Genomic DNA, 24871 nt, shown 5'->3' with positions numbered 1-24871 from the left:
GAGGCGATCAAGGCCAGGCTGGGAGATCACGAATCAACGCGCAAAGAGCGTTTCTTTGGGGCCCAACCGCTCGCATCGCCTGTCCGAACTGGGCTGGGCGTGGATCGCCGGCCGAGGTGGCCGTGCCCTGCCGCCGATCCGGGCTCAGGATTCGATGGCGACGGGTACCGCCAGGCAGCGGCGCGTGTCCTGCCCGCCCGTGGCGTTGAGGTGGGCCGTGGCCTGTGGCTGCCGCGCGTCGAACACCACGCTCAGGCACAGTGTGGCGGGCAGGGCATGGCCGCCGCGTTGCTCGGGGCCGAAGACGACGCCGCGCAGCCCACGCTGGATCGCCTCGACAAAGGCCTCGGCAACCGCGGCACCGGCATTGCTGCTGATGTCCAGCGGGTGGCCGTCGGCATCGACGGCGAGGAGCACGCGCAAGGCCAGGCGGCTGCCCGGCATCGGGGCGTCGGGGAACTGGATCAAGACCAGGCCTTCCGGCAAGGGTTGCCAGAGCTCCTGATCCTGCGGCGCCACGGGAGGTGCCGACTCATCCGGGCGGCGCGGCCGAGGTCCCTCGAGCATGGAGGGGGCCGGAGCCTGCAACGGGCCGATCACCGGGACGGGCGGCAGCAGGCGCACCCTGGCCGTGACATCGCGATGCCCCGCTGCCCCCTCAATCGCGCGCGGCTGCTTGCCCCATTGCGGGACCAGCAGCAGACCATGCAACACCAGCGCCAGCGCAACACAGCAGGCCGGCCCTGCCAGGCCGGTGCCGCGCCTTCCGCCGGGGCTGCCGCGCATCGCTGCTCAGTCCTGGATCAGGTCGCGCCAGGAAAGACGGCGCGTGTTGCTGGCCGAGGGCTCGATCGGTGTCGGTGTCGACACCGTGCGGTTGTCCGAAAGCCGGGTCACGCTGATCACCTTGTTGTTGGGGAGCTTGATCAAGGCCGGGCGCGTCGCGATGGCGTTGCCCAGCGGCACGCTGACCACCCCCTTCGCGGTCGAGATCGGCCGGCCGGTGGCGTAGTCCAGGAAGTTGGCAAAGCTGCTGCCGCCGACCTTGCAGACATTGCCGGTGTCGATCACGTTCGAATTGACCACCAGGGTGCCCAGGGCCAGCTGCGGGTCGGTGTTGACGCGCTCCCTGGCGGCGGGCAGGTCCACATACCAGCCACCGTCGTGCGCCAGGTCGACGCTCTTTGGGTTTTCATTGGTGCGCACGGTCGAACCGGCGCTGCAGACCGCGGTGCCTTCCGGGCAGCTTGCCGACACCTTCAGCTCCTGGGCCACGAACTTGTTGGCCTTGTCGCGCGGATCGCCAAAGTCCTGCTGGTTGAGCCGGTCCTTGATGGCGTAGATGCTCTGCTGGGTAGCGTCCGACAGGTCGGTCTGGCCGAGATAGCGCCCGGTGCCGACATAGACCATGGGCACGCTGCCGACCTGGCCCAGTTCGGGGCGCGAGGTGATCGGCTGGGCCGTGCCGTCCGGCGCCTTCAGCGTGGCCAGGCGCTGTGCATCGCTGCCCGGCGCGATGCTGTCGTTGACATCGAAGCGCCAGAGATTGCCCAGGTTGTCGCCGCCGTAGACGCGCTGCACGGTATTGTCGGCATCGCCGTTGTCGACCCAGGCGCGGATATGGGCCAGCCCGCTGGGCTCACTGCTGCTCCCGGCGCCGGTGTCGAGGCTCTGCAGCAGGCTGCCGCTGGCGGCATCGACGACGAACAGGTAGCCCCGCCCGGTGCCGGGCGAGACATTGTTGTAGCCGGAGCCGAAGAAGACCGCCCAGCTGCCGTTGGCGAGCTTGCCGATCTCCGGCTTTCCCATGCTCAGTCCCAGATTGTCGTGGGTGAACTCCCACAGGGCCTTGGGTGCGGTCGGATCGGTGACATCGAGCGCGAAGTAGGCGCGGCCGCCGGCCCCGAGGCCGCTGACCAGCAGGGTGCGCCATTGGCCGCCGATATGGACCTCCTGTACCGTCGGCGTGCCGTCGACGAAGTACTCATGCTTGCTGGCGTATTCCTTGTCGGCCAGCTTGTAGAGCTTGGGCAGCACCGCCGTGGGCACATAGGCCCAGAGTTCCTGACCGGTGCTGGCGCTGAACGCATGCAGCATGCCGTCGTTGGCGCCGACATAGACCATGCCCTGGCGGCCGCTGGTGCTGCTGTTGGTCGCGGCCCGGAAGGCGCTGTAGCCGGCATCGGCGTAGTTGAACATGGCCTGTTTCACGAACACGGCCTCGGAATTGACGATGTCGCCCAGCACATCGCTGCGCTGGCGGAAGTAGCGCGACGCCTGGCTCGGATCGCCCTCGTTGCTGCGGTCGCCGCGCAGGAAGTTGAGCAGCGGCTCGCCGGCCGCCAGCGTCTGGTCCGCGGCCGTCAGGCAGTAGATGCCGACGTCGCAGAACTGGCTCAGGGCCCGGCCGGTGGCGCGCAGATGGTCCTTCGAGAAATAGGCCCGCTCGTCGGCACCGAGCTGGCTCCAGGTGAAGGGCCTGAGCTTGTCGCCCGCGCCGGCGGAGAACATATAGATCGTCCGGCTGGTGTTGGCGTTCAGCAGGGCGCGCGCCGACCAGTCCTGCTTGCTGTCGTCCACCGCGCCTGTTTCGACATTGATGCGCTGGCTCATCAGTTCGCCCGACCAGGCGCCGGAGCTGAAGTTGGAGACGAACAGCTGGTTGTCGCCGGCCGAGACATTGGGGTTGCTGGTGGTGGCTGCCGCCGAGGCCTTGGTCTGCACATCGATCGCGTTCAAGGCGGTCGCCAGGCCGGTATAGAGCGTCGTCGGGTTCGTGGCGCTGAAGTAGCTGCCGCCGCCGTTGACGGCGGCATGCCAGAGGTCATCGATGGTGGTCAGCTCGTTGCTTCTGGGCAGCGGCCAGTTGCATTTGCTGCCGCTCTCCCAGCTGCAGACACCGGTCGCGGCGTTGGGTGTGGAGCCCTGCTTGATCGCGTAGAAGTCGCCCGACGTGGCGTTCAGGTAGTCGCTGTTGAACTGCATATAGCCGGAGGCACCCAGACCCAGGGTGAAGGTGCGCATGTTCTGCACCTCGTCGGGCTCCTTGGTCTTGTCGGCGCTGTTGCCGCAGACATCCTCTCCGGAAGAGCCGCTCTTGCATTCGCTCTTGGCACTGTCGCCGGTGCGCGAGTCGGTGCGGTAGTAGTAGGCTGCCACGTCCGACAGCGTGTTGCCGGCCTGGTTGCCGTCCAGCATCGGGCGGGCCAGGGCGCCGTCCTGGTCGCCGATCTCGGTCGTGCCGTCGAACTGGGTCAGCGTGGCCGTCTCGTTCCAGAAGCCGTCGGTCGACAGGATGGTGAAATTGCGCTGGCAGGAGTACTGCATCGGATCCTTGACCGTGCTGCCGTTGAGCTGCGCGTCGTTGAGGCGCCCGCCGTAGAGCCGGCCGGCACGCGACAGGGCCGTGCGCAACGGCGTCGAGCTGCTGGGCTTGGCCTTGAACAGCTTGCCGAACCAGTTGCTCTTCTGCTTGGAGCTGCCGGTGTCTTCAAAGGTGTCCAGGTTGAGGAAGTCGGCGCCGGTGTTGTTGTTGATGCTGAGGTAGCCGACGCGCCGGTTGCTGCCGACGGCATTGGCGAAGGCGCGGCTGGCGGAGGATTTCATCGACTGCATGCGCGAGTGGTAATAGGTCCACCAGTTCGCGAAGTTGCTCATCTCCTCGTCGTAGCTGCAGGTGGTGCCGGCGCAGTCGCTGCGCTCGATGCTCTTCGGATAGCTGCTGCGCTCCGGGACGATGTCGATCCGCTCGAAGCTGCCGGCAAAGCCGGCCTTGGCGCCGGGCGAGGCCGGGACCTCGGCCTGATAGCCGGCGAAGGCCGGCGTGGTCATCGGCGTGAGATTGCAGTCGCCATGCGAGCCGGCGGCGCGGCTCAGCGAGGCCGTTGCGGTCAGATCGCCGGCGGACACCGGCGCCGTGATCACGATATTGCTGCCCGTGCCGCTGGCCGAATAACCGGTGGTCGCGGTCCTGCCGTTGATGTTGCGGCGTATGTCGGTCGCCAGGCTGTTCTCGTCGCCGTTGCCGTACAGCGAGGTCGCGACGCCGCCCATCAGGTCGACACCGTTCACCAGCACCGTGCCCACGCCGATCTTCTTGTTCCTGTTGCAGCTGCCGTTGATGTCCAGCGTGAAGACATGGGTCCGCGCCGGTACGGCCGGCGCAGCCTCGGTCGCCGGCGTGCCGGTGGTGAACACCTTGGTGGGGTAGCGCGCGTGCGCATAGACATCGGTGCGCGCCGCCTGGCAGGACCCGACCGCCGGGTTGGCGGCGCGGGCATCGGCGTCGCTGCTGCACCAGCGCAGCGCTGCGGGGTGGCTGTAGGTGGAGGAGGCCGTGGCCTGGCAGTTGCGCAGGTTCATGGCGTCGCAGTACTCGCCGGGCACGATGCGGTAGTAGTGCGGCCCCCATTTGCGGGTCTCGGTCGTCGCGTCGTCGGGCGCGCCGATGGCCATCAGTCCTTCGCCGCTGGCCGTGGTGGCGCGGTAGCTGTTGTAGAGCTCGCCGCCCACCTTGCCGGGCAGCACGTAATTGCCATTGCGCAGGCATTTCGTATAGCTGCCGTCGGTGCACCATTCGGTGTCGGGGAAGCCGCTGACCAGATTGATATTGCCGCTGTTCTGGATGCCATAGGCGTCGTTCTTCACCAGGGTCCATTGGGTCGTCGCGCTGCGATCCTGGCTGGGGTAGGCGGCGCCGGTGGCATCGATCGGCGGCAGGTAGCGGGTCGCCGGGTTGTAGGCCATGCCGTTGAAGCCGCTGCTCAGGAACGGCGGGTGGGCGCGGTCCGTGCCAAAGGGGGCCGCACCTGCCCAGCAGGCCGCCGTGCTGCTGCCACCCTGGCAGCAGCGGTTCGTGAAGCTGCCGCTGTAGGCTTCGCCGACATCGAGGCCGGCTCCCTTGGAGCGGCACAGGCCGCTGTTGACGTGGTCGGGCATGAAATCGAAATCCATCGAGCCCGAGTCGTCCAGGATGAACAGCAGATTGGCCTTGACGCTGGTGGGCGAGGAGACCACCAGCGGCGTCGAGGCGATGTCGGTGTTGGCGGCCTGGGCGGCCGGTGCGCCCAGCGCGCACAGCAGGCCGGCGATGAAGATGCGGATGGATTTCATGTCGACCTCGGGGGGCGTCGGTGAAGCCGGGCTCAGATGGCGACCACGGCCTGGACAAAGCTGAGCGCGTTGCGCGGGCCCTGAACCCGCACGGTGATGCGGTAATAGACCTGGCTGGGAAGCTGGAGCTTGATGCCGCTGGACTTGCTGCTGGTCTGGGTCGAGGCGCCGAGCGCCGCGGAGGCCTCGCAGCCGCTGTTCAGGCTGTCGCCGTTGCCATTGCAAAGCCGATGGATCACGAAGGCCACGGTGTTGCCGGCGGCGTCCATCGGCAAGGTGTTGACCCGCTGGTTGGCCAGCAGGCTGCCGCTCCAGAACGATTCCCAGCTCTGCCCGGGCGCCGGGTCTTCGCGGCGCGCGGTGTAGCTGAAGGGTTCGCCCGGGCCGGCGGCGATGTCCTGGAACAGCTTGTTGGCCGGCACCTTCTGCTTGGAGGGTGTCTCCTCCAGTTCGCGCGCCTTCTGCTCCAGCCAGGCGATGGCGGTCTCCAGCCCCACATCGGCCGACTGGGTCGCCGACTGCTGAAAGGCCAGGTTCCCGGCGACCCGGTTGCTGATCAGCACCGAGCGCATCAGGCCGATGGCGGCCAGCGACATGGCGGCCAGCACGATCAGGGACAGCAGCAGCACCACGCCGCGCTGGCGCTCGGGCTTGGGGTAGCGGCTCAGCATAGGTCGATGTCGGCAAAGCCCGGCCCCGGCACATTGCGCAGCGGCACGGTGGTCTCGAAGGTCCGATAGCGGTAATGCTCCCAGCCGTCCTGCAGCACGATCGGCGCGCTGGCGCCCGCGGCCCAGGCGGGCGTGGTCTGCAGCACCGTTTCCTTGTCGTACTGGCCGCTGCGCGCGACCACGGCCAGGCGCAAGGCCACGACGCGGGTCCAGCCGCAGGCATTGCCGGGCGTGGTCTGGTCGTAGAGATCGACGACGGCGTCGCGCGCGGTGCTGGTGTCGCGGCCGTACTGCGCCCGCAGGCTGACGATGCCGGCGGCCACCTCGGGCCAGTTGGCCGCCGCGGACGAGCGGCAGTCCCGGGTCTGGAAGTCGCAACTGGTCAGGTGCCCGTTGCGCACCGCATAAGCGGCGATGCGCGGGGTCTGGCCCCAGTTGTAGAGCGTGCCGTTGGCCGCGCCCACCATGCCCGTGGCCACCGTGACATGGGGCGCTTCGGGCTGCCCGGTGACCTGGGTCAGGATCAGCTCGCAGGGCGTGGCACGGGCGGTCGGGGCGACGACCACGCGGTCGGCGCTGCGGAAGGCCGAGGTGGTGGCCACCGCGTAGACATTGCTGCCCGGCTGCGTGTTGATGCGGTCGCCCTCGGGCGAACCCAGCCCGCTGCCGTAGGCGATCAGCAGGGTGTCGGTATCGGGGTCGCCGGCCGGGATGCTGGCGTGATTGATCGTCACGGGTGCCAGTGCGTTGAAGGGCCAGCCGGCGGGCAGGGTCAGGTTGCAGCCGAGCAGGTTGAGATTGCTTAGCCCCTGGCCGGCTTGGCGCAGATCGCGCTGCAGCACGGTCAGGGCGATGGCGCCGACGGTCTGGGCGTCGTCACTGCCGGTGGTGGTGCGCCGCGCGCCTTCGGAGACCTTGAAGACCTGCATCACGACGACCACCGCCGCCATGGCCACCACGATGCCGACCATCAGCTCGATCAGGCTGATGCCGCGCTGGCGTTGGATTGCTGCCCGTTGGATTGCTGCCTTTTGCACCCGCGACTCCCCGTTATTTGATCTCGGTGACCACGACGACGCTGCGCGGCGGTCCCGAGCTCGCGTCCTTGGGCGCTTTCCAGCGCAGCGTGATCGTCACCCGCGTGCTGGGGGTCAAGCCGGCGGCCACCGCGCTGGCGCCGGCGCCGACCAGGGCCGGCATGGGATCGATCTGCTCGACGTCGACCCTGGGCGGGAGCGCGTCCGCGCCCGGCAGGACATTGGCCACGCGCGTCTTCCAGTGCCCCAGCGCCCGCCCATTGCCGTTGCTGCCGAAGTCGTCGCGGATCCCGGCGAAGCCGCGGTTCGAGACCCGCATCTGCCCGATCAGCTCGTTGGCCAGCAAGGTCGCGTCCGCCCGGTACTTGGCCTGGGTCGACTGCTGGATGGCGTTCGCCTGCAGTCCGACCAGGCCCAGCACACCCACGGCAAAGATGAGCAGCGCGACCAAGACCTCCAGCAGCATGAAGCCACCGGCCCTCGATCCTGGGTAGGCTAGGCGCCTCATGTCAGCAGGCCTGCGGATCGCCGGCGGCGAAACGCGGGTTGCACATGCGGACCTGGCCGGCGGTCGTCACGACGATGCGCAGACAGCTCAGGTCCCCGCCATTCGCGGCGCAGCGCTGCGCGTCGGCATTGCCGACATTGATCGTGATGTTGCCGTTCGGTGCCGGGGAGAGCCGGCTCAGGCCGTTGAAGACCAGGGCGGCCGTCGTCGCCTGCACCCGGGTGTCGCCGGAACCTTCGGCGGCCGAACGAACCATCAGGATGCCCGGGGCTTCGCTGTCCGAGGGCGCGGCATTGCAGCGCCCCTCCACCGAGTCGTCGGCAGCGTCCACCACATCCACGACCCAGCTGCTGCCGGTGCCGCTGATGGCGCAGTCGTCGCCCACCGAACTGGTCAGCTGGAAGCGCACCAGGGCATTGCGTGTGGTGGCTTCCGACTTGGCGAACTGCAGGCCTGCCAGGATGGATTCCGCGGTCTGGCGGATGCGGCTGTTCTGCAGCCAGACGGAAAAGGAGGGCATCGCCATGGCCAGCAGCAGGCCGGCTACCACCAGGGTCACGATGGCTTCGATCAGACCGACGCCGCGCTGGCCGCCGGGTCGCCTCAGCATATGCCGCCCTTTTTGGTGATCCAGCAGGTGGCGGCCGTGCTCCAGCCCGAGGGGGTCGAGGTGGTGGCCTTGGCGCCCGCCTGGTTCACCGTGTAGGTGAAGCCGGCCATCGAATCCTTGCCCTCGGCCTGCAGCACAAAGGCCGTGGCGCTCTTCGAGGCGCAGGAAAAGTTGAAGTACTTGCTGGTGCCGGAATCGTTATTGCAGGCCGGCGCGCCCACATAGCTGCGGTTGTCCTGGAAGAACTGCTCCATCTGCACCTGCAGGACCGACAGGCGCGCGGTGGCTTCGGGAATCTTGCCGCGCGTCACATAGTCGGTATAGGCAGGCAGGGCCACCGAGGCCAGGATCGCGACGATGGCCACGGCCACCATCAGCTCGATCAAGGTGAAGCCCTGTTGCGGAGGGCGAAGGCCGTGCCCGGGTTTAAACGTCATGATTCTCATTTATCCGTCCCTGCCCCATTTTGTAGGCGAACGGGGCGGCGTGCGCGCCACTTATCGGGCCTGATCGGGCGTGGGCGGTCGGGCGGCGGCGATTTGTGAAATGCCGCACGAATTCATGGGGAAATGGGTCGGGTTTTTTGTGTCGCAACGTGCCGTTTGAAAGCAAATGCAAACAAACGACAGCCAAGCCACGAGCGCGGCAGATCGGCCTTGTAAAGGGCGGCTACTCGTGCTTTCCCCTATGATGCACGCTCTTTTGTCATCCAGGGGCCGCGCGGCCCTGCTATCGCGTGCCTCATGGCCCCACAACAAACGGTATCGGCAGCTTCCGCAGTTCCCCTGATCGAGTTGCGCGACGTCAGCTGCGGCTATGGCGATCGTTTGATTCTTGAGCAGGTCAATCTGCGGCTGGAACGCGGCAAGGTGCTGGCCCTGATCGGCACCTCGGGCGGTGGCAAGACCACGGTGCTGCGCCTGCTGGGGCGGCAGCTCAAGCCGGTGAAGGGCCAGGTGCTGTTCGACGGCCAGGATCTGGCGGCGCTGAACCAGGAGCAGCTCTACGCCGTGCGCCGCCGCATGGGCATGCTGTTCCAGTTCGGCGCCCTGTTCACCGACTTGTCGGTGTTCGAGAACGTGGCCTTTCCGCTGCGCGAGCACACCCGGCTGCCGGAGGCCATGATCCGCGATCTGGTGCTGATGAAGCTCAACGCCGTGGGCCTGCGCGGTGCGCGCGACCTGATGCCGTCCGAGGTGTCCGGCGGCATGGCGCGCCGGGTGGCGCTGGCGCGCGCGATCGCGCTGGACCCGGATCTGGTGCTCTATGACGAACCCTTTGCGGGCCTGGATCCGATCTCGCTGGGCGTGGCGGCGCGGCTGATCCGCGACCTGAACGACGCGCTGGGCCTGACCAGCATCATCGTCTCGCATGACTTGCACGAGACCTTCGCGATCGCCGACCAGGTGGCGATGATTGCCAACGGCCGGGTGGTCGCGCAGGGCACGCCCGATGAGCTGCGCCACAGCGAGGATCCGCTGGTGCAGCAGTTCGTCGGCGCACAGGCCGACGGACCGGTGCATTTCCACCAGCCGGCCGTGCCGGTGGCCGAGGACTTTGGCGTCGGGAGCGCGGCATGAACCTGCTGGCCAACATCGGCGGCGCGCTGCGTCTGCAACTGGTCGACATCGGCTGGAGCACCCGGCTGTTCCTGCAACTGCTGGCGCGCAGCGGCACGGCCCTGCTGCGCTTTGGCCTGGTGCGCGAACAGGTGTTCTTCCTGGGCAACCGGTCGCTGTCCATCATCGGCGTCTCGGGCCTGTTCGTCGGCTTCGTGCTGGCGCTGCAGGGCTATTACACGCTGCAGCGCTATGGCTCGGCCGAGGCCGTGGGCCTGTTGGTGGCATTGAGCCTGGTGCGCGAGCTGGGGCCGGTGGTCACGGCGCTGCTGTTCGCCGGTCGGGCCGGCACCTCGCTGACGGCCGAGATCGGCCTGATGAAGGCGGGCGAGCAACTCACCGCGATGGAAATGATGGCGGTGGATCCGATCCGCCGCGTGCTGGCGCCGCGTTTCTGGGGCGGCGTGATCGCCATGCCCATGTTGGCGGCGGTGTTCTCTGCCGTCGGGGTGATTGGCGGCTGGCTGGTCGGTGTGGTACTTATCGGTGTCGACGCCGGCTCCTTCTGGTCGCAGATGCAAGGCGGCGTGGACGTGTTCGCCGATGTCGGCAACGGCGTGATCAAGAGCCTGGTGTTTGGCGTGACGGTCAGCTTCGTGGCGCTGCTGCAGGGCTATGCCTGCAAGCCCACGCCGGAGGGGGTGTCTCAGGCGACCACGCGCACGGTGGTGCTGTCCTCGCTGGCGGTGCTGGCGCTGGACTTCGTGCTGACGGCGATGATGTTTTCGATTTGAGTTGATTTGAGATTAGGGAGAGATGGGATGCAGTCTCGTCACGATGCGTGGGTGGGCTTCTTCGTGCTGCTGGGTGGCGCGGCCCTGCTGTTCCTGGCCCTGAAGGCCGGCAATTTACTCAGCCTTGACTTTGATGAAACTTATCGGGTGACGGCCAAATTCGACAATATCGGCGGGCTGAAACCGCGTGCGGCGGTCAAGAGTGCCGGTGTTGTCGTGGGCCGGGTGGAATCGATCGGCTTTGACGACAAGACCTTCCAGGCGCGGGTCGTTTTGAATCTGCACAAGAATGTCGCCTTTCCCAAGGACAGTTCGGCCAAGATCCTGACCTCGGGGCTGCTGGGCGAGCAGTACATTGGCCTGGAGCCCGGCGCGGACGAGAAGAACCTGGCTGCCGGCGACAGCATCAAGCTGACCCAATCGGCCGTGGTGCTGGAGAACCTGATCGGCCAATTCATCAACAGCAAGGCGGCAGACATGGGCAGTGCCAACGGAGAGAAGAAATGAGCGACACGCCAGCCGCCCCCCTGTCTTGGCGCCGATTGATGTTGCTGGGTCTGCTGGTGCTCGGTCTGGCCGGCTGCGCCAGCATGAAGGGCCCGGGTTCACAGGGCCAGCAACTCGATCCCTGGGAGAACTGGAACCGCAAGGTGTTCGGCTTCAACGAGAAACTCGACGAACATGTGCTGAAGCCGGTGGCTACCGCCTACAGCGAGGTGGTGCCGGCGCCCATCCGCCAGAATGTCGACAACTTCTTTGGCAATCTGCGCGATGCCTGGTCGGCGGTGAACCTGTTCCTGCAGGGGCGCTTTCAGACCGGTGTGCAGCAAACCATGCGGGTGGCGGTCAATTCGACCTTGGGCTTCGCGGGCCTGCTGGACATTTCCTCCGAGGCCGGCCTGGAGCGCCACAGCGAGGACATGGGCACGACCTTCGGGCGCTGGGGCGCCGGGACCGGCGCCTACATCGTCTGGCCGCTGCTCGGTCCCTCCTCGGTGCGGGACTCGATCGCCATGCCGCTGGACTGGATGGCCAGCCCTTCCGTGGTGCTGGACGATGGCCGGGCCAAGGTGGCGCTGACGGCGCTCAGCACGGTCAATGCCCGCTCCAACTTCCTGCGCGCCGGCGAGATGCTAGACGGCATCGCACTGGACAAGTACACCTTCATCCGCGATGCCTACCTGACACGTCGTGGCAGCATCGAGCGGGAAAGCAAGGACGATTACGAAGTGCTGACGCCTACATCCCCGACGGCGAGCCCCCAGGCCGGCCAGTGAACCGGCGAGCACCCCTGCGCGTTGTGGGGTGGTCTGCCTCAAAAGTGAAAGGAAACCCATGTCTGTTGTCTCCAAGCGCGCGCTGATGCGCGGCCTGCTGGCCCTGGGCCTGGCGGGGGCCATGTTGCCTGCCGCGCGTGCTGCCGATGCCAGCGCCCCCGATCTGCTGATCCGCCAGCTTTCGCTGGAAACCATCGAAGCGGTCAAGGCCGACAAGGGCATCCAGAACGGCGACGTCCAGAAGGTCATCGCCTTGGTGGACGCCAAGGTCATGCCGCATGTGAATTTCCAGCGCATCACCGCCACGGCCGTCGGCCGCTACTGGCGCCAGGCCAGCCCAGAGCAGCAAAAGCGCCTGCAGGACGAGTTCAAGTCTCTGCTGATGCGCACCTATGCCGGCGCGCTGACCCAGGTGAAGGAGCAGACCATTGCGCTGAAGCCGCTGCGCGCCAGCCCCGATGACACCGAAGTGGTGGTGCGCACCGAGGTGCGCGGCAAGGGCGAGCCGATCCAGCTGGACTACCGCCTGGAGAAGGTCGGCAGCATCTGGAAGATCTACGACGTCAATGTGTTGGGCATCTGGCTGGCCGATCAATACCGCAGCAGCTTCGCCCAGGAGATCGGTGCCAACGGCATCGACGGCCTGATCAAGGCCCTGGCCGACCGCAACGCAAAGGCCGCGGCCGGCCCGGCCGCCAAGTCCTGAGCGCCGCCATGTCAGCGGCGATGCTGAAGTTGCCGGCCAGCATCCGGCTGGAGCAGGCGCCGGCCCTGTGGGCCGGCCTGCAGGCCAGCCTGCGCGCCGAGGCCGCGCAGGTCGGCAACGCCGCGGGCCAGACCGTGCGGCTCAATGCGGGCGAGCTGCGCGAGTTCGACTCGGCGGCGTTGACCCTGCTGCTGCAGGCGGCACGGCTGTGCGGCCTGCAAGGCCTGACCCTGGAGGTGCACGGCGCGCCGGACAAACTGCGCGAGCTGGCACGCGTCTATGGCGTGGCCGAACTGCTCTGGCCCGCCGCCGTGCTGCCGGATGGCGCCTGAGCGTCAGGCGGCGTAGCGCTTGCTGCGCAGATTGCGCTTGATCTCCTGCATCAGCGGGCGCAGCCTGGGGCCCAGCTGCAGCGCCACGCCGGTGGTCAGGATGTCCACTGCGGTCAGGTGCAGCAGGCGCGACACCATCGGGCTGTAGCGGTCGAAATCTTCCGGATGGTCCACGGCCAGCAAGACCTGGCCCGGCGCCTGCCCCATCGCCGCCAGCGGCGAGCCGCTCGCGGTGATGATGATGGTGGTGGCACCCTTCTTGCGCGCGATCTCGGCCGCATCCATCAGGTCGCGGCTGCGCCCCGAATTGCTGATGATCACCGCGCAGTCGCCCGGCTGCAGCATGGTTGCGCTCATCAGCTGCACATGGCCGTCGCTGCAGGCGATGGTGTTGACGCCCAGGCGGAAGAACTTGTGCTGTGCATCCTGCGCCACGATGCCGGAGTTGCCGACGCCATAGAACTCGATGCGCCGGCCGTTGCGCCCGGCCTCGGCGAGCGCCGTGATGGCGCGCTCGAAGGCATGGCCGGCCGCGTCGTTGCGGTAATGCAGCAGCGCGGCGACGGCGTTGTCCACCACCTTGACGATCAGGTCGCCGGGCTTGTCGTCCTCGTCCACCGCCCGATGCACGAAGGGCACGCCCTCGTTGACGCTGCCGGCCAGCTTGAGCTTGAAGTCGGCCAGGCCGTCATAGCCGACGCTGCGGCAGAAGCGCACCACGGTGGGCTTGGAGACATGGGAGCGGTCGGCCAGCTCGCTGACCGGCAGGCTGGCGAAGGCGCGCGCATCGCTGAGCAACAGCTTGGCCACCCGCTGCTCGGCGGGGGGCAGGGCGGGCAGGGCCGCCTTGATGCGTTCCAGCATGCTCATGTCTGCCCCTCGGCTGCGGCGTGCCGCAGTCGGTCCCCCGAGGGGACGGCCGCTTGCCTGGGGCGGCCCGGCGCCGCGCGGCTACCCATCATTGTTCCTCCGCCCAGGCGAAACCGTCGCGCGCCACCAGCGCGCTGGCGGCCGGCGGGCCCCAGGAGCCGGCCGTGTAGGTGCGCGGCCCCGAGCTGTCGCGGGCCCAGGCATCCAGGATGGGTTCGACCCAGCGCCAGGCCTGCTCCTGCTCGTCGCTGCGCACGAACAGGTTCAGACGCCCGGCGATCGCATCCAGCAGCAGGCGCTCGTAGGCGCCGACACGGTTGGCCGCGAACGCCTTGTCGAAGTCCAGGTCCAGCGAGACCGGCGAGAGCGCCTCGCCATGGGCGCCACCCTTGGCCGCCAGCAGCTGCAGCTCCAGGCCGTCCTCGGGCTGCAGCTTGATCACGAGGCGGTTCGGCTGGTTGACGCCCGGAAAGATCGGATGGGGCACCGGGCGGAAATTGACGACGATCTGCGCGTCGCGCGCCGCCAGGCGCTTGCCGGTGCGCAGGTAGAAGGGCACGCCGGCCCAGCGCCAGTTCTGCACCTCGGTGCGCAGCGCGACGAAGGTCTCGGTGGCGCTTTCGGCCGGGATCCTGCCTTCGTCGAGATAGGACACCACGGCCTTGCCGTCCACCGTGCCGGCGCGGTACTGGCCGCGCACCACGTCGCGGGTGACGGAGTCGGCGGTGAAGGGCTTCAGCGAACGCAGCACCTTGAGCTTCTCGTCGCGGATCGCATCGGCGTCGTTGGTCGACGGCGGCTCCATCGCGATCATCGTCAGCAGCTGCAGCGCGTGGTTCTGCACCATGTCGCGCAGCGCGCCCGTGCCGTCGTAAAAGGGGCCGCGCGTGCCCACGCCCAGGCTTTCGGCCAAGGTGATCTGGATGTTGGCGATGCTCTCGCGGCGCCACAGCGGCTCGAACAGCGCATTGCCGAAGCGCAGCGCCATCAGGTTCTGCACCGAAGGCTTGCCCAGGTAATGGTCGATGCGGAAGGCCTGCTCCTCGCAGAACACCGCGCTCACCACCTTGTTGATCTGCTGGGCGCTGGCCAGGTCATGGCCCAGCGGCTTCTCCAGCACCACGCGCACGCGCGGCTCGTTCAGGCCGGCCGCGCCCAGCTGCTCGCAGATCTGGGTGAACAGATGCGGGCTGGTGGCGAGGTAGAGCACCACGGTGTCGGCCTGGCGTTCGGCCAGCCATTCCTTCAGGCGCTGGTAATGCTCGGGCTGCGACAGGTCCATGCGGCGGTAATGCAGCAGGGCGGCGAAGCGCTCGAACTCCTCGTCGCTGGGGCGCTTGGGGCCCTCGACCTCGCGGAAGCGCTCCTTCAGCCATTCGCGATAGCGCTCGTCGGGCATGTCGTCGCGCGCGACGGCCAGGATGCGGCCGCCCTCGGGCAGCTTGCCGTGGCGGAAGGCCTGGAACAGGGCCGGCATCAGCTTGCGCCAGGTGAGGTCGCCGGTACCGCCGAAGAACACGAGATCGAATGACATGCGCGGAGCTTTTTCGAATGTTTCGTTGATGTAACGAAGTTACCGGATTTATGATGCACGAGTTTCTTGAAGGGGTCAATCCGGACCGCCCAGGCGGTTCTAATAGGGACTGTCACCCACTGGACGTACCGATCATGAACCAGCTCGAACAACTGAAGACCCACACCACCGTCGTCGCCGATACCGGCAACTTCCTGCAGCTGGCCCAGTTCGCGCCGCGCGACGCGACGACCAATCCCTCGCTGATCCTGAAGGCGGTGCAGTCGAGCGATTACGCGCCGCTGCTGAACGACACGGTGGCCACGCACAAGGGCCTGGCGCTGGACGAGATCGTCGACCGGGTGCTGGTGCGCTTCGGCCTGGAGATCCTGAAGGTGGTGCCGGGCCGCGTCTCGACCGAGGTGGATGCCCGCTTGTCCTTCGACAAGGCAGCCACCACCGCCCGCGCGCGCCGCATCATCGGTCTGTACGAAGCCGCCGACATCCCGCGCGAGCGCGTGCTGATCAAGATCGCCTCCACCTGGGAAGGCATCCAGGCCGCCGCCGAGCTGGAGCGCGAGGGCATCCATTGCAACCTGACCCTGCTGTTCTCCTTCTGCCAGGCCGTGGCCTGCGGGGCCGCCGGCATCCGGCTGATTTCGCCCTTCGTGGGCCGCATCTACGACTGGTACAAGAAGAGCGCCGGTGCCGCCTGGGACGAGGCAGCCCAGGCGGGCGTCAACGATCCTGGCGTCAGGTCGGTGACCCAGATCTTCAACTACTACAAGAAGCACGGCATCCAGACCGAGGTGATGGGCGCCAGCTTCCGCAACGTGGGCCAGATCCAGGCGCTGGCCGGTTGCGACCTGCTGACCATCAGCCCCGATCTGCTGGGCCAGCTGCAGGCCAGCGAGACTCCGCTGCCGCGCATGCTGGACGCGGCAGCCGCCCGCCGGGCCGACATTCCCGCGGTCTCCTTCGACGAAGCGGGCTTCCGCTTCGCCCTCAACCAGGACGCCATGGCCACCGAGAAGCTGGCCGAAGGCATCCGCCTGTTTGCCGTCGACTCGGCCAAGCTGGACCAGATGATCGAAAAGGCGCTTTGATGGTGTATTCGCGTTGTGACCACAGCCCGGCCTGGGGCGCGCTGCAGGACCTGTATCTGAAGCAGGGCCGGGGTTTCGACCTGCGCGAGGCTTTCGCGAGCGATGCGGGCCGCTTTGCGGCCTGGTCGCTGCAGGCGCCGGAGGTGTTCGCCGATCTGTCCAAGAACCGCATCGACGCGGCCACGCTGGAGCTGCTGCTGCAACTGGCGCGCGACTGCGATCTGGAGTCACAACGCGAGGCGATGTTCAGGGGCGCGCCGATCAACCACACCGAGGGCCGCGCGGTGCTGCACACGGCGCTGCGCGCGCCGGCCGGGCAGGGGCTGTTCGGCGACGAGGTGCAGGAGGCGCTGGCGCGCATGCTGGCCTTTGCCGAGGGCGTGCGCGACCAGGCGGCCAGCGGCATCCGAGACATCGTGCATATCGGCATCGGCGGCAGCGATCTGGGCCCGGCGATGGTGGTGCAGGCGCTGGACGCCTATACCCAGCCGGGGCAGCGCCTGCATTTCGTCTCCAACGTCGACGGCCACGACCTGGCCGCGGTGCTGCGCGGCCTGGACGCGAGCCGGACCCTGTTCGTGATCGCCTCCAAGACCTTCACGACCCAGGAGACCCTGGCCAACGCCCGTACCGCCAAGGCCTGGTTCCTGAAGAATGGCGGCGGCGACGTGGCGCGCCATTTCGTCGCCACCAGCAGCAACACCGAGGCCGCGGCAGCCTTCGGCATCACCACCAGCTTTGGCTTCTGGGACTGGGTGGGCGGCCGCTATTCGCTGTGGTCGGTGATCGGCCTGCCGATCGCGATCGCGATCGGGGCCGACAACTTCCGCGCGCTGCTGGACGGCGCGCATGCGATGGACGAGCATTTCCGGCAGGCGCCGCTGGCGCGCAACCTGCCGGTGCTGCAGGGCCTGATCGACATCTGGTACCGCAATTTCCACGGCTTCACCAGCCGTTCGGTGGCGCCCTACCACCAGGGGCTGCGCCGCCTGCCTGCCTATCTGCAGCAGCTGGAGATGGAGAGCAACGGCAAGGGGGTGGATCGCGAGGGCCAGGTCTTGCCCTATGGCACCAGCCCGGTGGTCTGGGGCGAGGCCGGCACCAACGGCCAGCATGCCTATTTCCAGATGCTGCACCAGGGCACGGACGTGATCCCGGTCGAATTCATCGCGGTCAAGCATCCCAGGTACGGCGACCCCATGGGGGGCGAGCTGGCCGCGCTGCTGCAGGACCAGCACCGGAAACTGCTGGCCAACTGCCTGGCCCAGTCGCAGGCCCTGATGCAGGGCAAGGCGGTGGAGGAGGCGCTGCAGGAGAAGGCGCCGACCGCGTCGAAATCGCTGGGCGCGCTGACCGTGGCGCGACACCGCAGTTTTCCGGGCAACCGGCCCAGCACGACGCTGCTGCTGGATGTCCTGAGCCCGCGCTCGCTGGGCGCGCTGATCGCGCTCTACGAGCACCGCATCTTCGTCACCGGCGCGCTATGGGGCATCAACAGCTTCGACCAATGGGGTGTCGAGCTCGGCAAGGCCCTGTGCAACAGCCTGCTGCCGCGGCTGGCGAGCGGTGATGTCGTGGGCCTGGACGGATCGACCGCCGGTCTGATGGAGAGGCTACGCGCATGATGAACGTGGTGTTCGATTTCGGCGGCGTGCTGTTCCGCTGGCACCCGCCCAGTTTTCTGGCGCGCGTCTGGCCGCATCGCGTGGCCGATCTCGAGGCCGGCAAAGCCGTGGCAGCCACCTTCTTCCAGCATTACGCCGGCGACTGGGGCGCCTTCGATCAGGGCCTGATCGGCGCCGAGGAGGTGAGCTCGCGCATTGCCGAACGCACCGGCTGGCCGCGTGATGAGGTGACTCAGGTGGTGGCGGCGGTGCCCGACGAGCTGCAACTGCTGCCCGAGACGGTGGGTTTGATCGAGGACCTGAAGGCGGCGGGCCACCGCTTGTTCTTCCTGTCCAACATGCCCGAGCCCTATGCGGACCATCTCGAGCGTCACCATCCGCTGCATCGGTGGTTCGAGACGGGCCTGTTCTCGGGCCGGGTCAAGCGGTCCAAGCCGGGGCCGGAGATCTACCGGCTGGCGGTCGAGCGCTTCGGTGTGGCGCCCGAGAGCTGCCTGTTCCTGGACGACCATCCGGCCAATATCGAGGCCGCTCGGTCGGTCGGCTGGCAGGCCCTGCACTTCACGACGGCCGAGGCCGCACGGCCGCAACTGCGCGAGCTGGGCCTACTGCTCTAGGTCCTGGTCATCGCTGGGCGGCGCGGCCTGCACGCGGAAACTTTCGCTGGCCCAGGCGCCCAGGTCGATCTGGCGGCAGCGCTCGCTGCAGAAGGGGCGCCATTGATTGCTGGGCGCGAACACGCTGTCCCCGCCGCAGGTGGGGCAGGGCACGATGCGGGGTTTGGGGGCGGGGGGCTTCTGCTCGCTCATGCACAAAGGGTCAGCTCGAAGCTGGCATCCTGCTGCGCCGGCTTGAGGCGGCCTTCCTCGTCCTGGCGCATCAGGCGGATATTGATCATCAGGCGGTGGCCGCTGATCTCGGGAATCAGGCCCAGGCTCGGGTCCAGGCGCATGCGCAACAGCTGGTAGGTCTTGCCGGCCGGCAGGCTCTGCTGGAACTGTCCGCCCTGGGCCGCCACCTTGTGGGGGGCGCCGGAGTCACGCAGCAGGCCCAGCAGCACCTGCAGGGCCTCGGCCAGCGGCATCAGGCTCTGGGTCCATTGCATCAGGTCGTTGCGGCGGCGCACCGGCAACAGCTGCTGCCAGCTGTAGTAGGCCGGCAGGTCGAACTCGCAGGTGCCGCCGGGGATGCTGATGCGGCTGCGGATGCTCATCAGCCATTCGTTGGCCGTGAGCGCGTGGCCGGCCTTGCCGTTGAGCTGGTTCAGCCCGGTGAAGGCGTGGTCGATGCGGCGTATCACCTCGTCCAGCGCCTCCTCGGCAATGGCCGGGTTGCCGCGATAGCTGTTGAGCTGGGCCTTGTGGCGCTCCAGTTCCTTCAGCAGATCGGACTTCAGGTCGGCGCGCGAGGCCACATCCATGATCTCGAAAATCGTGACCAGGGCGAAGTGGTGGTCCAGTGGCGTCTCGCGGGCAATCAGCTGACCAAGTCGGTCGAACAGATGCTCCAGGCGCAGCATCGTGCGGATGCTTTCGTTGAACGGGTATTCGTAGAGGACCAAGGGGGCCATTCCTTGCATGCCGGCTGACAGTGCCGAGCTTGGGGTCGATTGTTTCACAAGCGACCGGCGCCCCGTGTAGGTCTTAGCCCCAGCGTGCGGCCAGGGTCAGGACTTGCGCGCGCAGCGCGTCCAGGCTCAGCCCTTCGTTGTAGATGATGGCGTCGGCCGCGGCGCGACGCAGCGTGCGCGCGGCTTGCTGGCGCAGCACGGCCTCGACCGCTTCGCGCGTCCAGGCGGAGCGCGCCATCACGCGCCGGATCTGGGTGTCTTCCTCGCAGTCGACCACCAGCACCCGGTCCACGCGCGGGCGCCAGCGGCCCGATTCCACCAACAGCGGCACGTCGAAGACGATCGACACGCCCGGGCCGGCGGCCGCGGCCCGGGCCTCGGTCTCGGCGCCGATCAGCGGGTGGAGGATGGCCTCGAGGCGCTGCAGGGCGGGCGGATCGGCAAACACCGCGGCACGCATGCGGGCCCGGTCCAGGCTGCCGTTGGCCGCCACCATGGCGCTGCCGAAGGCGGCCGCGATGGCCGGCATGGCCGCGCCGCCGGATGCGGTGAGCCCGCGCGAGATCGCATCGGTGTCGACCAGCGCGGCGCCCGCTTCGGCCAGCAGGGCGGCCACCGTGCTCTTGCCGCTGCCGATGCCGCCGGTGAGACCGATGCGCAAGGTCATCAGGCCCAGCCCAGCCAGGACAGGACGCGCTCCGGACCGGCAAACAGCACGACCAGGCCGCCGCCGGCCAGGAAGGGGCCGAAGGGCACATAGCGGCCCTCGCGCAGCGCGCTGCTGAGCTTCATCGCGATGCCGACGACGGCGCCGATCAGCGAGGCGCCCAGCACGATGGGCAGCACCATCTGCCAGCCCAGCCAGGCGCCCAGCGCCGCCAGCAGCTTGAAGTCGCCGTAGCCCATGCCTTCCTTGCCGGTGGCCAGCTTGAACAGCCAGTAGACCGACCAGAGCGACAGGTAGCCGACCATGGCGCCGGTCAGCGAACTGCTGAGGGAAACGGGAATCCATCCGAGCAGGGCCGCCGCCAGGCCGGCCCACAGCAGCGGCAGGGTCAGCGAATCGGGCAGCAGGGTGGTGTCCCAGTCGATTGCGGCCAGTGCCACCAGGCAGGCGGCGAAGCCGCACCACAGCAGGCTGCTGGGTTGGGCACCGAAACGCCAGGCGACGGCCGCGAACAGCAGGCCGGTGGCCAGTTCGATCAGCGGGTAGCGCGCCGAGATGCGGGCCTTGCAGGCCGCGCAGCGGCCGCCCAGTCGCAGCCAGCCGAGCAGCGGCAGGTTCTCGTGCCAGGCGAGCTGATGGCCGCAGGACGGGCAGCGCGAGCGGGGTCGGGAGATGCCCAGGGCGGGCATTTCCCCCAGCCGACGGCTCAGGTCCTGCGCGGCGCCGGCCAGCTTATCGGCCTGCGGCTGGGCCAGGCCGCAGCGCTGCAGCTCGGCGCTGTCGCCCAGTTGCTCGCCGGCCTCGGCCAGCCATTGCCGCTCCATCATCAGCGGCAGGCGGTGTGCCACCACGTTCAGGAAACTGCCGATGCACAGGCCCAGCACGCCCAGGCCATAGGGCGACAACAACCATTCAAGCTCTTGCGTCATGGATAGGGGATGGGAATCAGACCACTTGGCCGAGCTTGAAGATTGGCAGGTACATCGAGACCACGATGCCGCCGATGATGGTGCCCAGGATCACGATGATGAAGGGCTCCATCAGGCTGGACAGCGCCTTGACGGCCTCGTCGACCTCGTCCTCGTAAAACTCGGCGGCCTTGGACAGCATATGGTCCAGCGAGCCCGACTCCTCGCCGATCGCGGCCATCTGCAGCACCATGGTCGGGAAGATGCCGGTGCTCTGCATCGAGGTGGTCAGGGCCGAGCCGGTGGAGACATCGCGCTGGATCTTCTCGGTGGCCTCGGAGAACACGGCATTGCCGGAGGCGCCCCCCACCGAGTCCAGCGCTTCGACCAGCGGCACGCCCGCAGCGAACATGGTGGCCAGCGTGCGGGTCCAGCGCGCCACGGCCGACTTGTAGAGCAGATCGCCGAACACGGGGATCTTCAGCAGCAGCCGGTCCATGGCCTTCTGCATCTTCTCCGAGCGTTTCCAGGACTGGATGAAGAAATAGATCCCGCCGCCCAGCGCGCCGAAGATGGCCCACCAGTAACTGACGAAGAACTCCGACATCGCGATCACCATCAGGGTGGGCGCGGGCAGATCGGCACCGAAGGAGGTGAACACCTCCTTGAAGGCAGGGATCACGAAGATCATGATGATCGCCACCACCACGAAGGCCACCGCCAGCACGGCGATCGGATAGGTCAGGGCCGACTTGATCTTGTTCTTGATCGCGACCGTCTTTTCCTGATATATCGCCAGCCGGTCCAGCAGTGCCTCCAGGATACCGCCCGCCTCCCCGGCCTCGACCAGATTGCAGTACAGCGCATCGAAGTACATCGGATGCTTGCGGAAGGAGGCCGACAAACTCGTGCCCGTCTCGACATCCTGGCGGATCTCGTTGAGCAGCCGGGTCATGCGCGCATTGGTGCTGCCGCGCGCAACGATGTCAAAGGACTGCAGCAGGGGCACGCCGGCGCGCATCATCGTCGCCAGTTGGCGCGTGAAGACCGCGATGTCCTTCTGCTTGATGGCCTTGCCGCCGCCGGCGCGGCGCTTCTTGACCTTGTTGACCAGAATGCCCTGGCGGCGCAAGGTAGCGTTGACCATGGCCTCGCCGCCGGCCCGCAGTTCGCCGCGCACGGTCTTGCCGTTGCGGTCCTTGCCTTCCCACTCGAAGACAAAGTCCTTCACGTTTTTGGCTATCGCGCTTGTTGCCATATCACCTCCAGCGGGGGGAGCCCGTCCCGTTGCTTATTCGTTGGTGGCCGCCAGCACTTCTTCAAGTGTGGTGACGCCCGCTCTCACCTTGACCAGGCCGGACTGCCGCAGGTCACGCACACCTTCGGTACGCGCCTGGACGGCAATGTCCATGGCCGTTCCCTCGGCCAGGATGATGCGCTGAATCGCCTCGGTGACCGGCATCACTTGGTAAAGACCGACACGTCCTCGATACCCATTGTTGCAACTCGAGCAGCCCACGGCCCTGTAGAGCTTCCAGCTACCGTCCAACTCATCTTCGACAAAACCGGCGCGCAGCAGGGCCTCGCGGGGATACTCGGCTGCTGCCTTGCAATGTTCGCAAAGGCGGCGCGCCAGACGCTGTGCCGTGATCAGCAGCACGCTGGAGGCGATGTTGAACGGGGCCACGCCCATGTTCAGCAAACGGGTCAACGTGGTCGGCGCGTCATTGGTGTGCAAGGTGGACATCACCATATGGCCGGTCTGTGCGGCCTTGATGGCAATGTCGGCCGTCTCCAGGTCACGGATCTCGCCGACCATGATGATGTCGGGATCCTGGCGCAGGAAGGACTTCAGGGCCGCGGAGAAGGTCAGGCCGGCCTTGTCGTTGACGTTGACCTGGTTGATGCCGGGCAGGTTGATTTCGGCCGGGTCTTCGACTGTCGAAATATTGACGCCCGGCTGGTTCAGGATATTCAAGCAGGTGTAGAGCGACACGGTCTTGCCGGAGCCGGTTGGACCCGTGACCAGGATCATGCCGTAGGGACGGCCGATGCAGGCGAGCAGCCGTTCCTTCTCGATCTTCTCGTAGCCCAATGCCTCGATGCCCAGCTTGGCCGAGGAGGGATCCAGGATACGGATCACGATCTTCTCGCCGAACAGGGTCGGCAAGGTGCTGACGCGGAAGTCGATGGCCTTGCTGCCGAACTTCAGCTTCATGCGCCCGTCCTGCGGTACGCGGCGTTCGGCGATGTCCAGGCGCGAGATCACCTTGATGCGCGAGGACAGCTTGTCCTTGATGGCGATCGGTGGCTGGGTGATTTCGCGCAGTTCGCCGTCCACGCGGAAGCGCACACGGTAGTGATATTCGTAGGGCTCGAAATGCAGGTCGGAAGCGCGCATATTGATGGCGTCCACCAGCATCTTCTGCAGGAAGCGCACCACCGGCGCGTCCTCGACGTCGGAGATGTCGGCACTCTCCTGCTCGGGGGAGGCATCCTCCTCGGCAATATCGAAATCAAAGTCGCCGCCGGCGATCGATTCCAGGGTTTCGGCCGCGCTCGCGCCGGTGCCCTGCAGATGCTTGAGCAGTTTGTCGTACTCGACGATCACCCACTCCGGCGCCAGTTGGGTGGCGAACTTGATGCGTTCCACCACCTCTTGGTCGGTCGGGTCCGCGCCGCCGATGAACAGGCGATTGCCACGGCGCCCCAGCACAACAACCTGATACTGAAGGGCCAACTTGCTGTCGATGACGTTGCCGGGCATGCGCTGCGCATCCATCGCACCCAGGTCCACCAGCGGGATTGCCAGAGCGGACGACAAGGTATGGGCAAGATCGAAGGATGAGACGGCATTGGCCGCCATGACGGCGGCCACAAAGCTGGTCTTCTTCTCGCGCGCCTGGCGTGCCAGGTCCTCTGCCGTCTTGGCGGGCAACTTGCCCGCATGCACGAGCACACGTGCGACGCCCGACAGGGCGGAGTGGGGCGGCTCGATCAGGGATGTGTCCACATTCATCGACGGTTGCGCTGTTGCCGGGTATCAAGAAGGACGCTGCCGACGCAGCGGGTCATCATTGCCCAGGGATTTTCCACTGTAAACCGAGCCGTACCCGGAGCGCATGTCCGACCGTGCCGAAGCTCACGATTCCGTGATGGGTGGCCTTGACTGATGTTTGTAGGCATCAGGGCGGGAGCCCCGGGGTGGGCGTTGGAGGCTCAAACCGGTCATCGGCCGTTGGGCGGGCAACTTAAGCGAATACTGCGGTGCTGTTGGCAGCCATGACCTGCGGATGTGGCGCGTTGCTGTTCAAGCGGACGGGGGCTTGGCCCTTATAGATGCGCGGTGAGAGGTCCTCGCAAGATGCCTGCGAATGCGGCGATGCTTGAGGCGCGGCGTCTGGGGAGCATCGGGGCCGCATGAAGGTGGGGCGGGGGCGGACATGGTTCTGCCGCTAATTTGCCGCCACGTAGGCTGGAAATAACGAAGCCCCTGTGTCAGGGGCTTCGTGGATCCTCGACTTGCAAGGAAATTCTGGTCGGGGTGAGAGGATTCGAACCTCCGGCCTCTACGTCCCGAATGGGTCATGACTTCTATTTTTGAGCTTCCGCGTGCTCCTAGAAAATAGCCAAGTCATTTTAAATCAACAACTTGCGTTTGGCTTCGTGTTGTTGCGCGTAGCTGCGTGCAGTGGCAGAAATGCCCAATCTGCCACTGATTTGCCACTGATTTCAGCTTCCGGAGGGCCGGTGCTAGCGGCCCTGATGCGCGCCTGTTTTGACTAAAACACATGGATAGACCCTGGACCGTAACTGTCAGAGGTCAACATTGTTGATTTCCGGCAAGAACTGACCCTCAACCGTCACTGATTTCCGTTCAAACCTGACCCACGTATGAACCCTAGCCTGCCGCAAATTGCGGCAGGAGTATTGGAGTGATTGACGTGGCGACACTAAGTGTCATCAGGAGATGGGCGCTGCGGGAGCGGCTGTCCATCCGCGAGAT

General features: G+C 66.9%; 24 protein-coding genes and 1 pseudogene. 10 read left to right on the top strand and 15 right to left on the bottom strand.

Going from position 1 to position 24871, the window contains the following annotated elements:
* Window positions 1-144: 144 nt before the first annotated feature.
* The 7 genes from AC07OQ_RS08280 to AC07OQ_RS08250 are packed head-to-tail and all read right to left on the bottom strand — an operon-like array spanning window position 145 to window position 8375.
* Window positions 145-786 (bottom strand): hypothetical protein, encoded by a 642-nt coding sequence (locus AC07OQ_RS08280; RefSeq protein WP_495052631.1) that lies wholly within the window; start codon window positions 784-786, stop codon window positions 145-147.
* Window positions 787-792: 6 nt separating this feature from the next.
* Entirely contained in the window at window positions 793-5112 is a 4320-nt protein-coding gene (locus AC07OQ_RS08275) for a pilus assembly protein (RefSeq protein WP_495052630.1), read from the bottom strand.
* A 32-nt stretch (window positions 5113-5144) separates the two neighbouring features.
* Complete coding sequence (locus AC07OQ_RS08270) at window positions 5145-5783, bottom strand: pilus assembly PilX family protein (protein WP_495052629.1); 639 nt, start codon at window positions 5781-5783, stop codon at window positions 5145-5147.
* A complete protein-coding gene (locus tag AC07OQ_RS08265) occupies window positions 5777-6820 on the bottom strand; it encodes a PilW family protein (RefSeq protein WP_495052628.1) in 1044 nt (347 codons plus the stop codon). Before AC07OQ_RS08265 ends, AC07OQ_RS08270 begins: the two co-directional genes overlap by 7 nt.
* Window positions 6821-6833: 13 nt before the next feature.
* Complete coding sequence (gene pilV, locus AC07OQ_RS08260; RefSeq protein WP_495052627.1) at window positions 6834-7286, bottom strand: type IV pilus modification protein PilV; 453 nt, start codon at window positions 7284-7286, stop codon at window positions 6834-6836.
* A gap of 43 nt (window positions 7287-7329) precedes the next feature.
* Entirely contained in the window at window positions 7330-7938 is a 609-nt protein-coding gene (locus AC07OQ_RS08255) for a GspH/FimT family pseudopilin (RefSeq protein ID WP_495052626.1), read from the bottom strand.
* On the bottom strand, window positions 7932-8375 hold the full coding sequence (locus AC07OQ_RS08250; RefSeq protein ID WP_495052625.1) for a type IV pilin protein: 444 nt from the start codon (window positions 8373-8375) through the stop codon (window positions 7932-7934). The genes AC07OQ_RS08255 and AC07OQ_RS08250 overlap by 7 nt, the downstream gene beginning before the upstream one ends.
* 306 nt (window positions 8376-8681) lie before the next feature.
* On the opposite strand from AC07OQ_RS08250, the gene AC07OQ_RS08245 reads away from it, so the two are divergent.
* The 6 genes from AC07OQ_RS08245 to AC07OQ_RS08220 are packed head-to-tail and all read left to right on the top strand — an operon-like array spanning window position 8682 to window position 12606.
* On the top strand, window positions 8682-9518 hold the full coding sequence (locus tag AC07OQ_RS08245) for an ABC transporter ATP-binding protein (protein WP_495052624.1): 837 nt from the start codon (window positions 8682-8684) through the stop codon (window positions 9516-9518).
* Window positions 9515-10291 (top strand): lipid asymmetry maintenance ABC transporter permease subunit MlaE, encoded by a 777-nt coding sequence (gene mlaE / locus AC07OQ_RS08240; RefSeq protein ID WP_495052623.1) that lies wholly within the window; start codon window positions 9515-9517, stop codon window positions 10289-10291. The genes AC07OQ_RS08245 and mlaE overlap by 4 nt, the downstream gene beginning before the upstream one ends.
* A 27-nt stretch (window positions 10292-10318) precedes the next feature.
* Window positions 10319-10798 (top strand): outer membrane lipid asymmetry maintenance protein MlaD, encoded by a 480-nt coding sequence (gene mlaD / locus AC07OQ_RS08235; protein ID WP_495052622.1) that lies wholly within the window; start codon window positions 10319-10321, stop codon window positions 10796-10798.
* The gene (locus tag AC07OQ_RS08230) at window positions 10795-11568 is read left to right on the top strand and encodes an MlaA family lipoprotein (RefSeq protein WP_495052621.1); all 774 of its coding nucleotides are present in this window, start codon (window positions 10795-10797) and stop codon (window positions 11566-11568) included. Before mlaD ends, AC07OQ_RS08230 begins: the two co-directional genes overlap by 4 nt.
* A 58-nt stretch (window positions 11569-11626) precedes the next feature.
* Window positions 11627-12274, top strand: a complete 648-nt coding sequence (locus AC07OQ_RS08225; RefSeq protein ID WP_495052620.1) for an MlaC/ttg2D family ABC transporter substrate-binding protein — start codon at window positions 11627-11629, stop codon at window positions 12272-12274.
* A 20-nt stretch (window positions 12275-12294) separates the two neighbouring features.
* On the top strand, window positions 12295-12606 hold the full coding sequence (locus AC07OQ_RS08220; protein WP_495052619.1) for an STAS domain-containing protein: 312 nt from the start codon (window positions 12295-12297) through the stop codon (window positions 12604-12606).
* Between the two features lie 3 nt (window positions 12607-12609).
* On the opposite strand, the gene AC07OQ_RS08215 is transcribed toward AC07OQ_RS08220, so the two are convergent.
* Window positions 12610-13470, bottom strand: a complete 861-nt coding sequence (locus AC07OQ_RS08215) for a MurR/RpiR family transcriptional regulator (protein ID WP_495052789.1) — start codon at window positions 13468-13470, stop codon at window positions 12610-12612.
* A 94-nt stretch (window positions 13471-13564) separates the two neighbouring features.
* The gene (zwf, locus tag AC07OQ_RS08210; protein WP_495052618.1) at window positions 13565-15010 is read right to left on the bottom strand and encodes a glucose-6-phosphate dehydrogenase; all 1446 of its coding nucleotides are present in this window, start codon (window positions 15008-15010) and stop codon (window positions 13565-13567) included.
* Window positions 15011-15144: 134 nt separating this feature from the next.
* Between zwf and tal the strand changes: the two genes are divergently transcribed.
* From tal to AC07OQ_RS08195, 3 genes are read left to right on the top strand one after another with little or no spacing between them, the layout of a single operon-like run.
* Window positions 15145-16095 carry a transaldolase gene (gene tal / locus AC07OQ_RS08205; RefSeq protein WP_495052617.1) on the top strand — a complete coding sequence of 317 codons (951 nt, stop codon included), beginning with the start codon at window positions 15145-15147 and terminating at the stop codon, window positions 16093-16095.
* On the top strand, window positions 16095-17720 hold the full coding sequence (pgi, locus tag AC07OQ_RS08200; protein WP_495052616.1) for a glucose-6-phosphate isomerase: 1626 nt from the start codon (window positions 16095-16097) through the stop codon (window positions 17718-17720). The genes tal and pgi overlap by 1 nt, the downstream gene beginning before the upstream one ends.
* On the top strand, window positions 17717-18337 hold the full coding sequence (locus AC07OQ_RS08195) for an HAD family hydrolase (protein ID WP_495052615.1): 621 nt from the start codon (window positions 17717-17719) through the stop codon (window positions 18335-18337). Before pgi ends, AC07OQ_RS08195 begins: the two co-directional genes overlap by 4 nt.
* On the opposite strand, the gene AC07OQ_RS08190 is transcribed toward AC07OQ_RS08195, so the two are convergent.
* From AC07OQ_RS08190 to pilB, 6 genes are all read right to left on the bottom strand, one after another.
* On the bottom strand, window positions 18326-18529 hold the full coding sequence (locus AC07OQ_RS08190; protein ID WP_495052614.1) for a DNA gyrase inhibitor YacG: 204 nt from the start codon (window positions 18527-18529) through the stop codon (window positions 18326-18328). The genes AC07OQ_RS08195 and AC07OQ_RS08190 overlap by 12 nt on opposite strands.
* Entirely contained in the window at window positions 18526-19281 is a 756-nt protein-coding gene (gene zapD / locus AC07OQ_RS08185) for a cell division protein ZapD (protein ID WP_495052788.1), read from the bottom strand. The genes AC07OQ_RS08190 and zapD overlap by 4 nt, the downstream gene beginning before the upstream one ends.
* 82 nt (window positions 19282-19363) lie before the next feature.
* The gene (coaE, locus tag AC07OQ_RS08180) at window positions 19364-19957 is read right to left on the bottom strand and encodes a dephospho-CoA kinase (protein ID WP_495052613.1); all 594 of its coding nucleotides are present in this window, start codon (window positions 19955-19957) and stop codon (window positions 19364-19366) included.
* Window positions 19957-20886 carry a prepilin peptidase gene (locus AC07OQ_RS08175; protein ID WP_495052612.1) on the bottom strand — a complete coding sequence of 310 codons (930 nt, stop codon included), beginning with the start codon at window positions 20884-20886 and terminating at the stop codon, window positions 19957-19959. Before AC07OQ_RS08175 ends, coaE begins: the two co-directional genes overlap by 1 nt.
* A 16-nt stretch (window positions 20887-20902) precedes the next feature.
* Window positions 20903-22123 carry a type II secretion system F family protein gene (locus AC07OQ_RS08170; RefSeq protein ID WP_495052611.1) on the bottom strand — a complete coding sequence of 407 codons (1221 nt, stop codon included), beginning with the start codon at window positions 22121-22123 and terminating at the stop codon, window positions 20903-20905.
* A 33-nt stretch (window positions 22124-22156) separates the two neighbouring features.
* Window positions 22157-23884: a type IV-A pilus assembly ATPase PilB gene (gene pilB / locus AC07OQ_RS08165; protein ID WP_495052610.1), complete on the bottom strand. Its 1728-nt coding sequence runs from the start codon at window positions 23882-23884 to the stop codon at window positions 22157-22159.
* Window positions 23885-24800: 916 nt separating this feature from the next.
* Here pilB and AC07OQ_RS08160 point away from each other — a divergent pair.
* Window positions 24801-24871, top strand: a pseudogene (locus AC07OQ_RS08160) (XRE family transcriptional regulator); the annotation flags it as partial.

The sequence above is a fragment of the Roseateles sp. GW821-FHT09B06 genome (assembly GCF_059418245.1).
Note: the sequence above shows the minus strand (reverse complement) of the source record. Positions and strands in the feature narration are given on the sequence as shown.

What these genes read in the sequence shown, in the direction of transcription:
- AC07OQ_RS08280 (WP_495052631.1), bottom strand. Translation starts at nt 786, where the DNA reads ATGCGCGGCAGCCCCGGCGGAAGGCGCGGCACCGGCCTGGCAGGGCCG.
- AC07OQ_RS08275 (WP_495052630.1), bottom strand. Translation starts at nt 5,112, where the DNA reads ATGAAATCCATCCGCATCTTCATCGCCGGCCTGCTGTGCGCGCTGGGC.
- AC07OQ_RS08270 (WP_495052629.1), bottom strand. Translation starts at nt 5,783, where the DNA reads ATGCTGAGCCGCTACCCCAAGCCCGAGCGCCAGCGCGGCGTGGTGCTG.
- pilV (WP_495052627.1), bottom strand. Translation starts at nt 7,286, where the DNA reads ATGCTGCTGGAGGTCTTGGTCGCGCTGCTCATCTTTGCCGTGGGTGTG.
- AC07OQ_RS08255 (WP_495052626.1), bottom strand. Translation starts at nt 7,938, where the DNA reads ATGCTGAGGCGACCCGGCGGCCAGCGCGGCGTCGGTCTGATCGAAGCC.
- AC07OQ_RS08250 (WP_495052625.1), bottom strand. Translation starts at nt 8,375, where the DNA reads ATGACGTTTAAACCCGGGCACGGCCTTCGCCCTCCGCAACAGGGCTTC.
- AC07OQ_RS08245 (WP_495052624.1), top strand. Translation starts at nt 8,682, where the DNA reads ATGGCCCCACAACAAACGGTATCGGCAGCTTCCGCAGTTCCCCTGATC.
- mlaE (WP_495052623.1), top strand. Translation starts at nt 9,515, where the DNA reads ATGAACCTGCTGGCCAACATCGGCGGCGCGCTGCGTCTGCAACTGGTC.
- mlaD (WP_495052622.1), top strand. Translation starts at nt 10,319, where the DNA reads ATGCAGTCTCGTCACGATGCGTGGGTGGGCTTCTTCGTGCTGCTGGGT.
- AC07OQ_RS08230 (WP_495052621.1), top strand. Translation starts at nt 10,795, where the DNA reads ATGAGCGACACGCCAGCCGCCCCCCTGTCTTGGCGCCGATTGATGTTG.
- AC07OQ_RS08225 (WP_495052620.1), top strand. Translation starts at nt 11,627, where the DNA reads ATGTCTGTTGTCTCCAAGCGCGCGCTGATGCGCGGCCTGCTGGCCCTG.
- AC07OQ_RS08220 (WP_495052619.1), top strand. Translation starts at nt 12,295, where the DNA reads ATGCTGAAGTTGCCGGCCAGCATCCGGCTGGAGCAGGCGCCGGCCCTG.
- AC07OQ_RS08215 (WP_495052789.1), bottom strand. Translation starts at nt 13,470, where the DNA reads ATGCTGGAACGCATCAAGGCGGCCCTGCCCGCCCTGCCCCCCGCCGAG.
- zwf (WP_495052618.1), bottom strand. Translation starts at nt 15,010, where the DNA reads ATGTCATTCGATCTCGTGTTCTTCGGCGGTACCGGCGACCTCACCTGG.
- tal (WP_495052617.1), top strand. Translation starts at nt 15,145, where the DNA reads ATGAACCAGCTCGAACAACTGAAGACCCACACCACCGTCGTCGCCGAT.
- pgi (WP_495052616.1), top strand. Translation starts at nt 16,095, where the DNA reads ATGGTGTATTCGCGTTGTGACCACAGCCCGGCCTGGGGCGCGCTGCAG.
- AC07OQ_RS08195 (WP_495052615.1), top strand. Translation starts at nt 17,717, where the DNA reads ATGATGAACGTGGTGTTCGATTTCGGCGGCGTGCTGTTCCGCTGGCAC.
- AC07OQ_RS08190 (WP_495052614.1), bottom strand. Translation starts at nt 18,529, where the DNA reads ATGAGCGAGCAGAAGCCCCCCGCCCCCAAACCCCGCATCGTGCCCTGC.
- coaE (WP_495052613.1), bottom strand. Translation starts at nt 19,957, where the DNA reads ATGACCTTGCGCATCGGTCTCACCGGCGGCATCGGCAGCGGCAAGAGC.
- AC07OQ_RS08175 (WP_495052612.1), bottom strand. Translation starts at nt 20,886, where the DNA reads ATGACGCAAGAGCTTGAATGGTTGTTGTCGCCCTATGGCCTGGGCGTG.
- AC07OQ_RS08170 (WP_495052611.1), bottom strand. Translation starts at nt 22,123, where the DNA reads ATGGCAACAAGCGCGATAGCCAAAAACGTGAAGGACTTTGTCTTCGAG.
- pilB (WP_495052610.1), bottom strand. Translation starts at nt 23,884, where the DNA reads ATGAATGTGGACACATCCCTGATCGAGCCGCCCCACTCCGCCCTGTCG.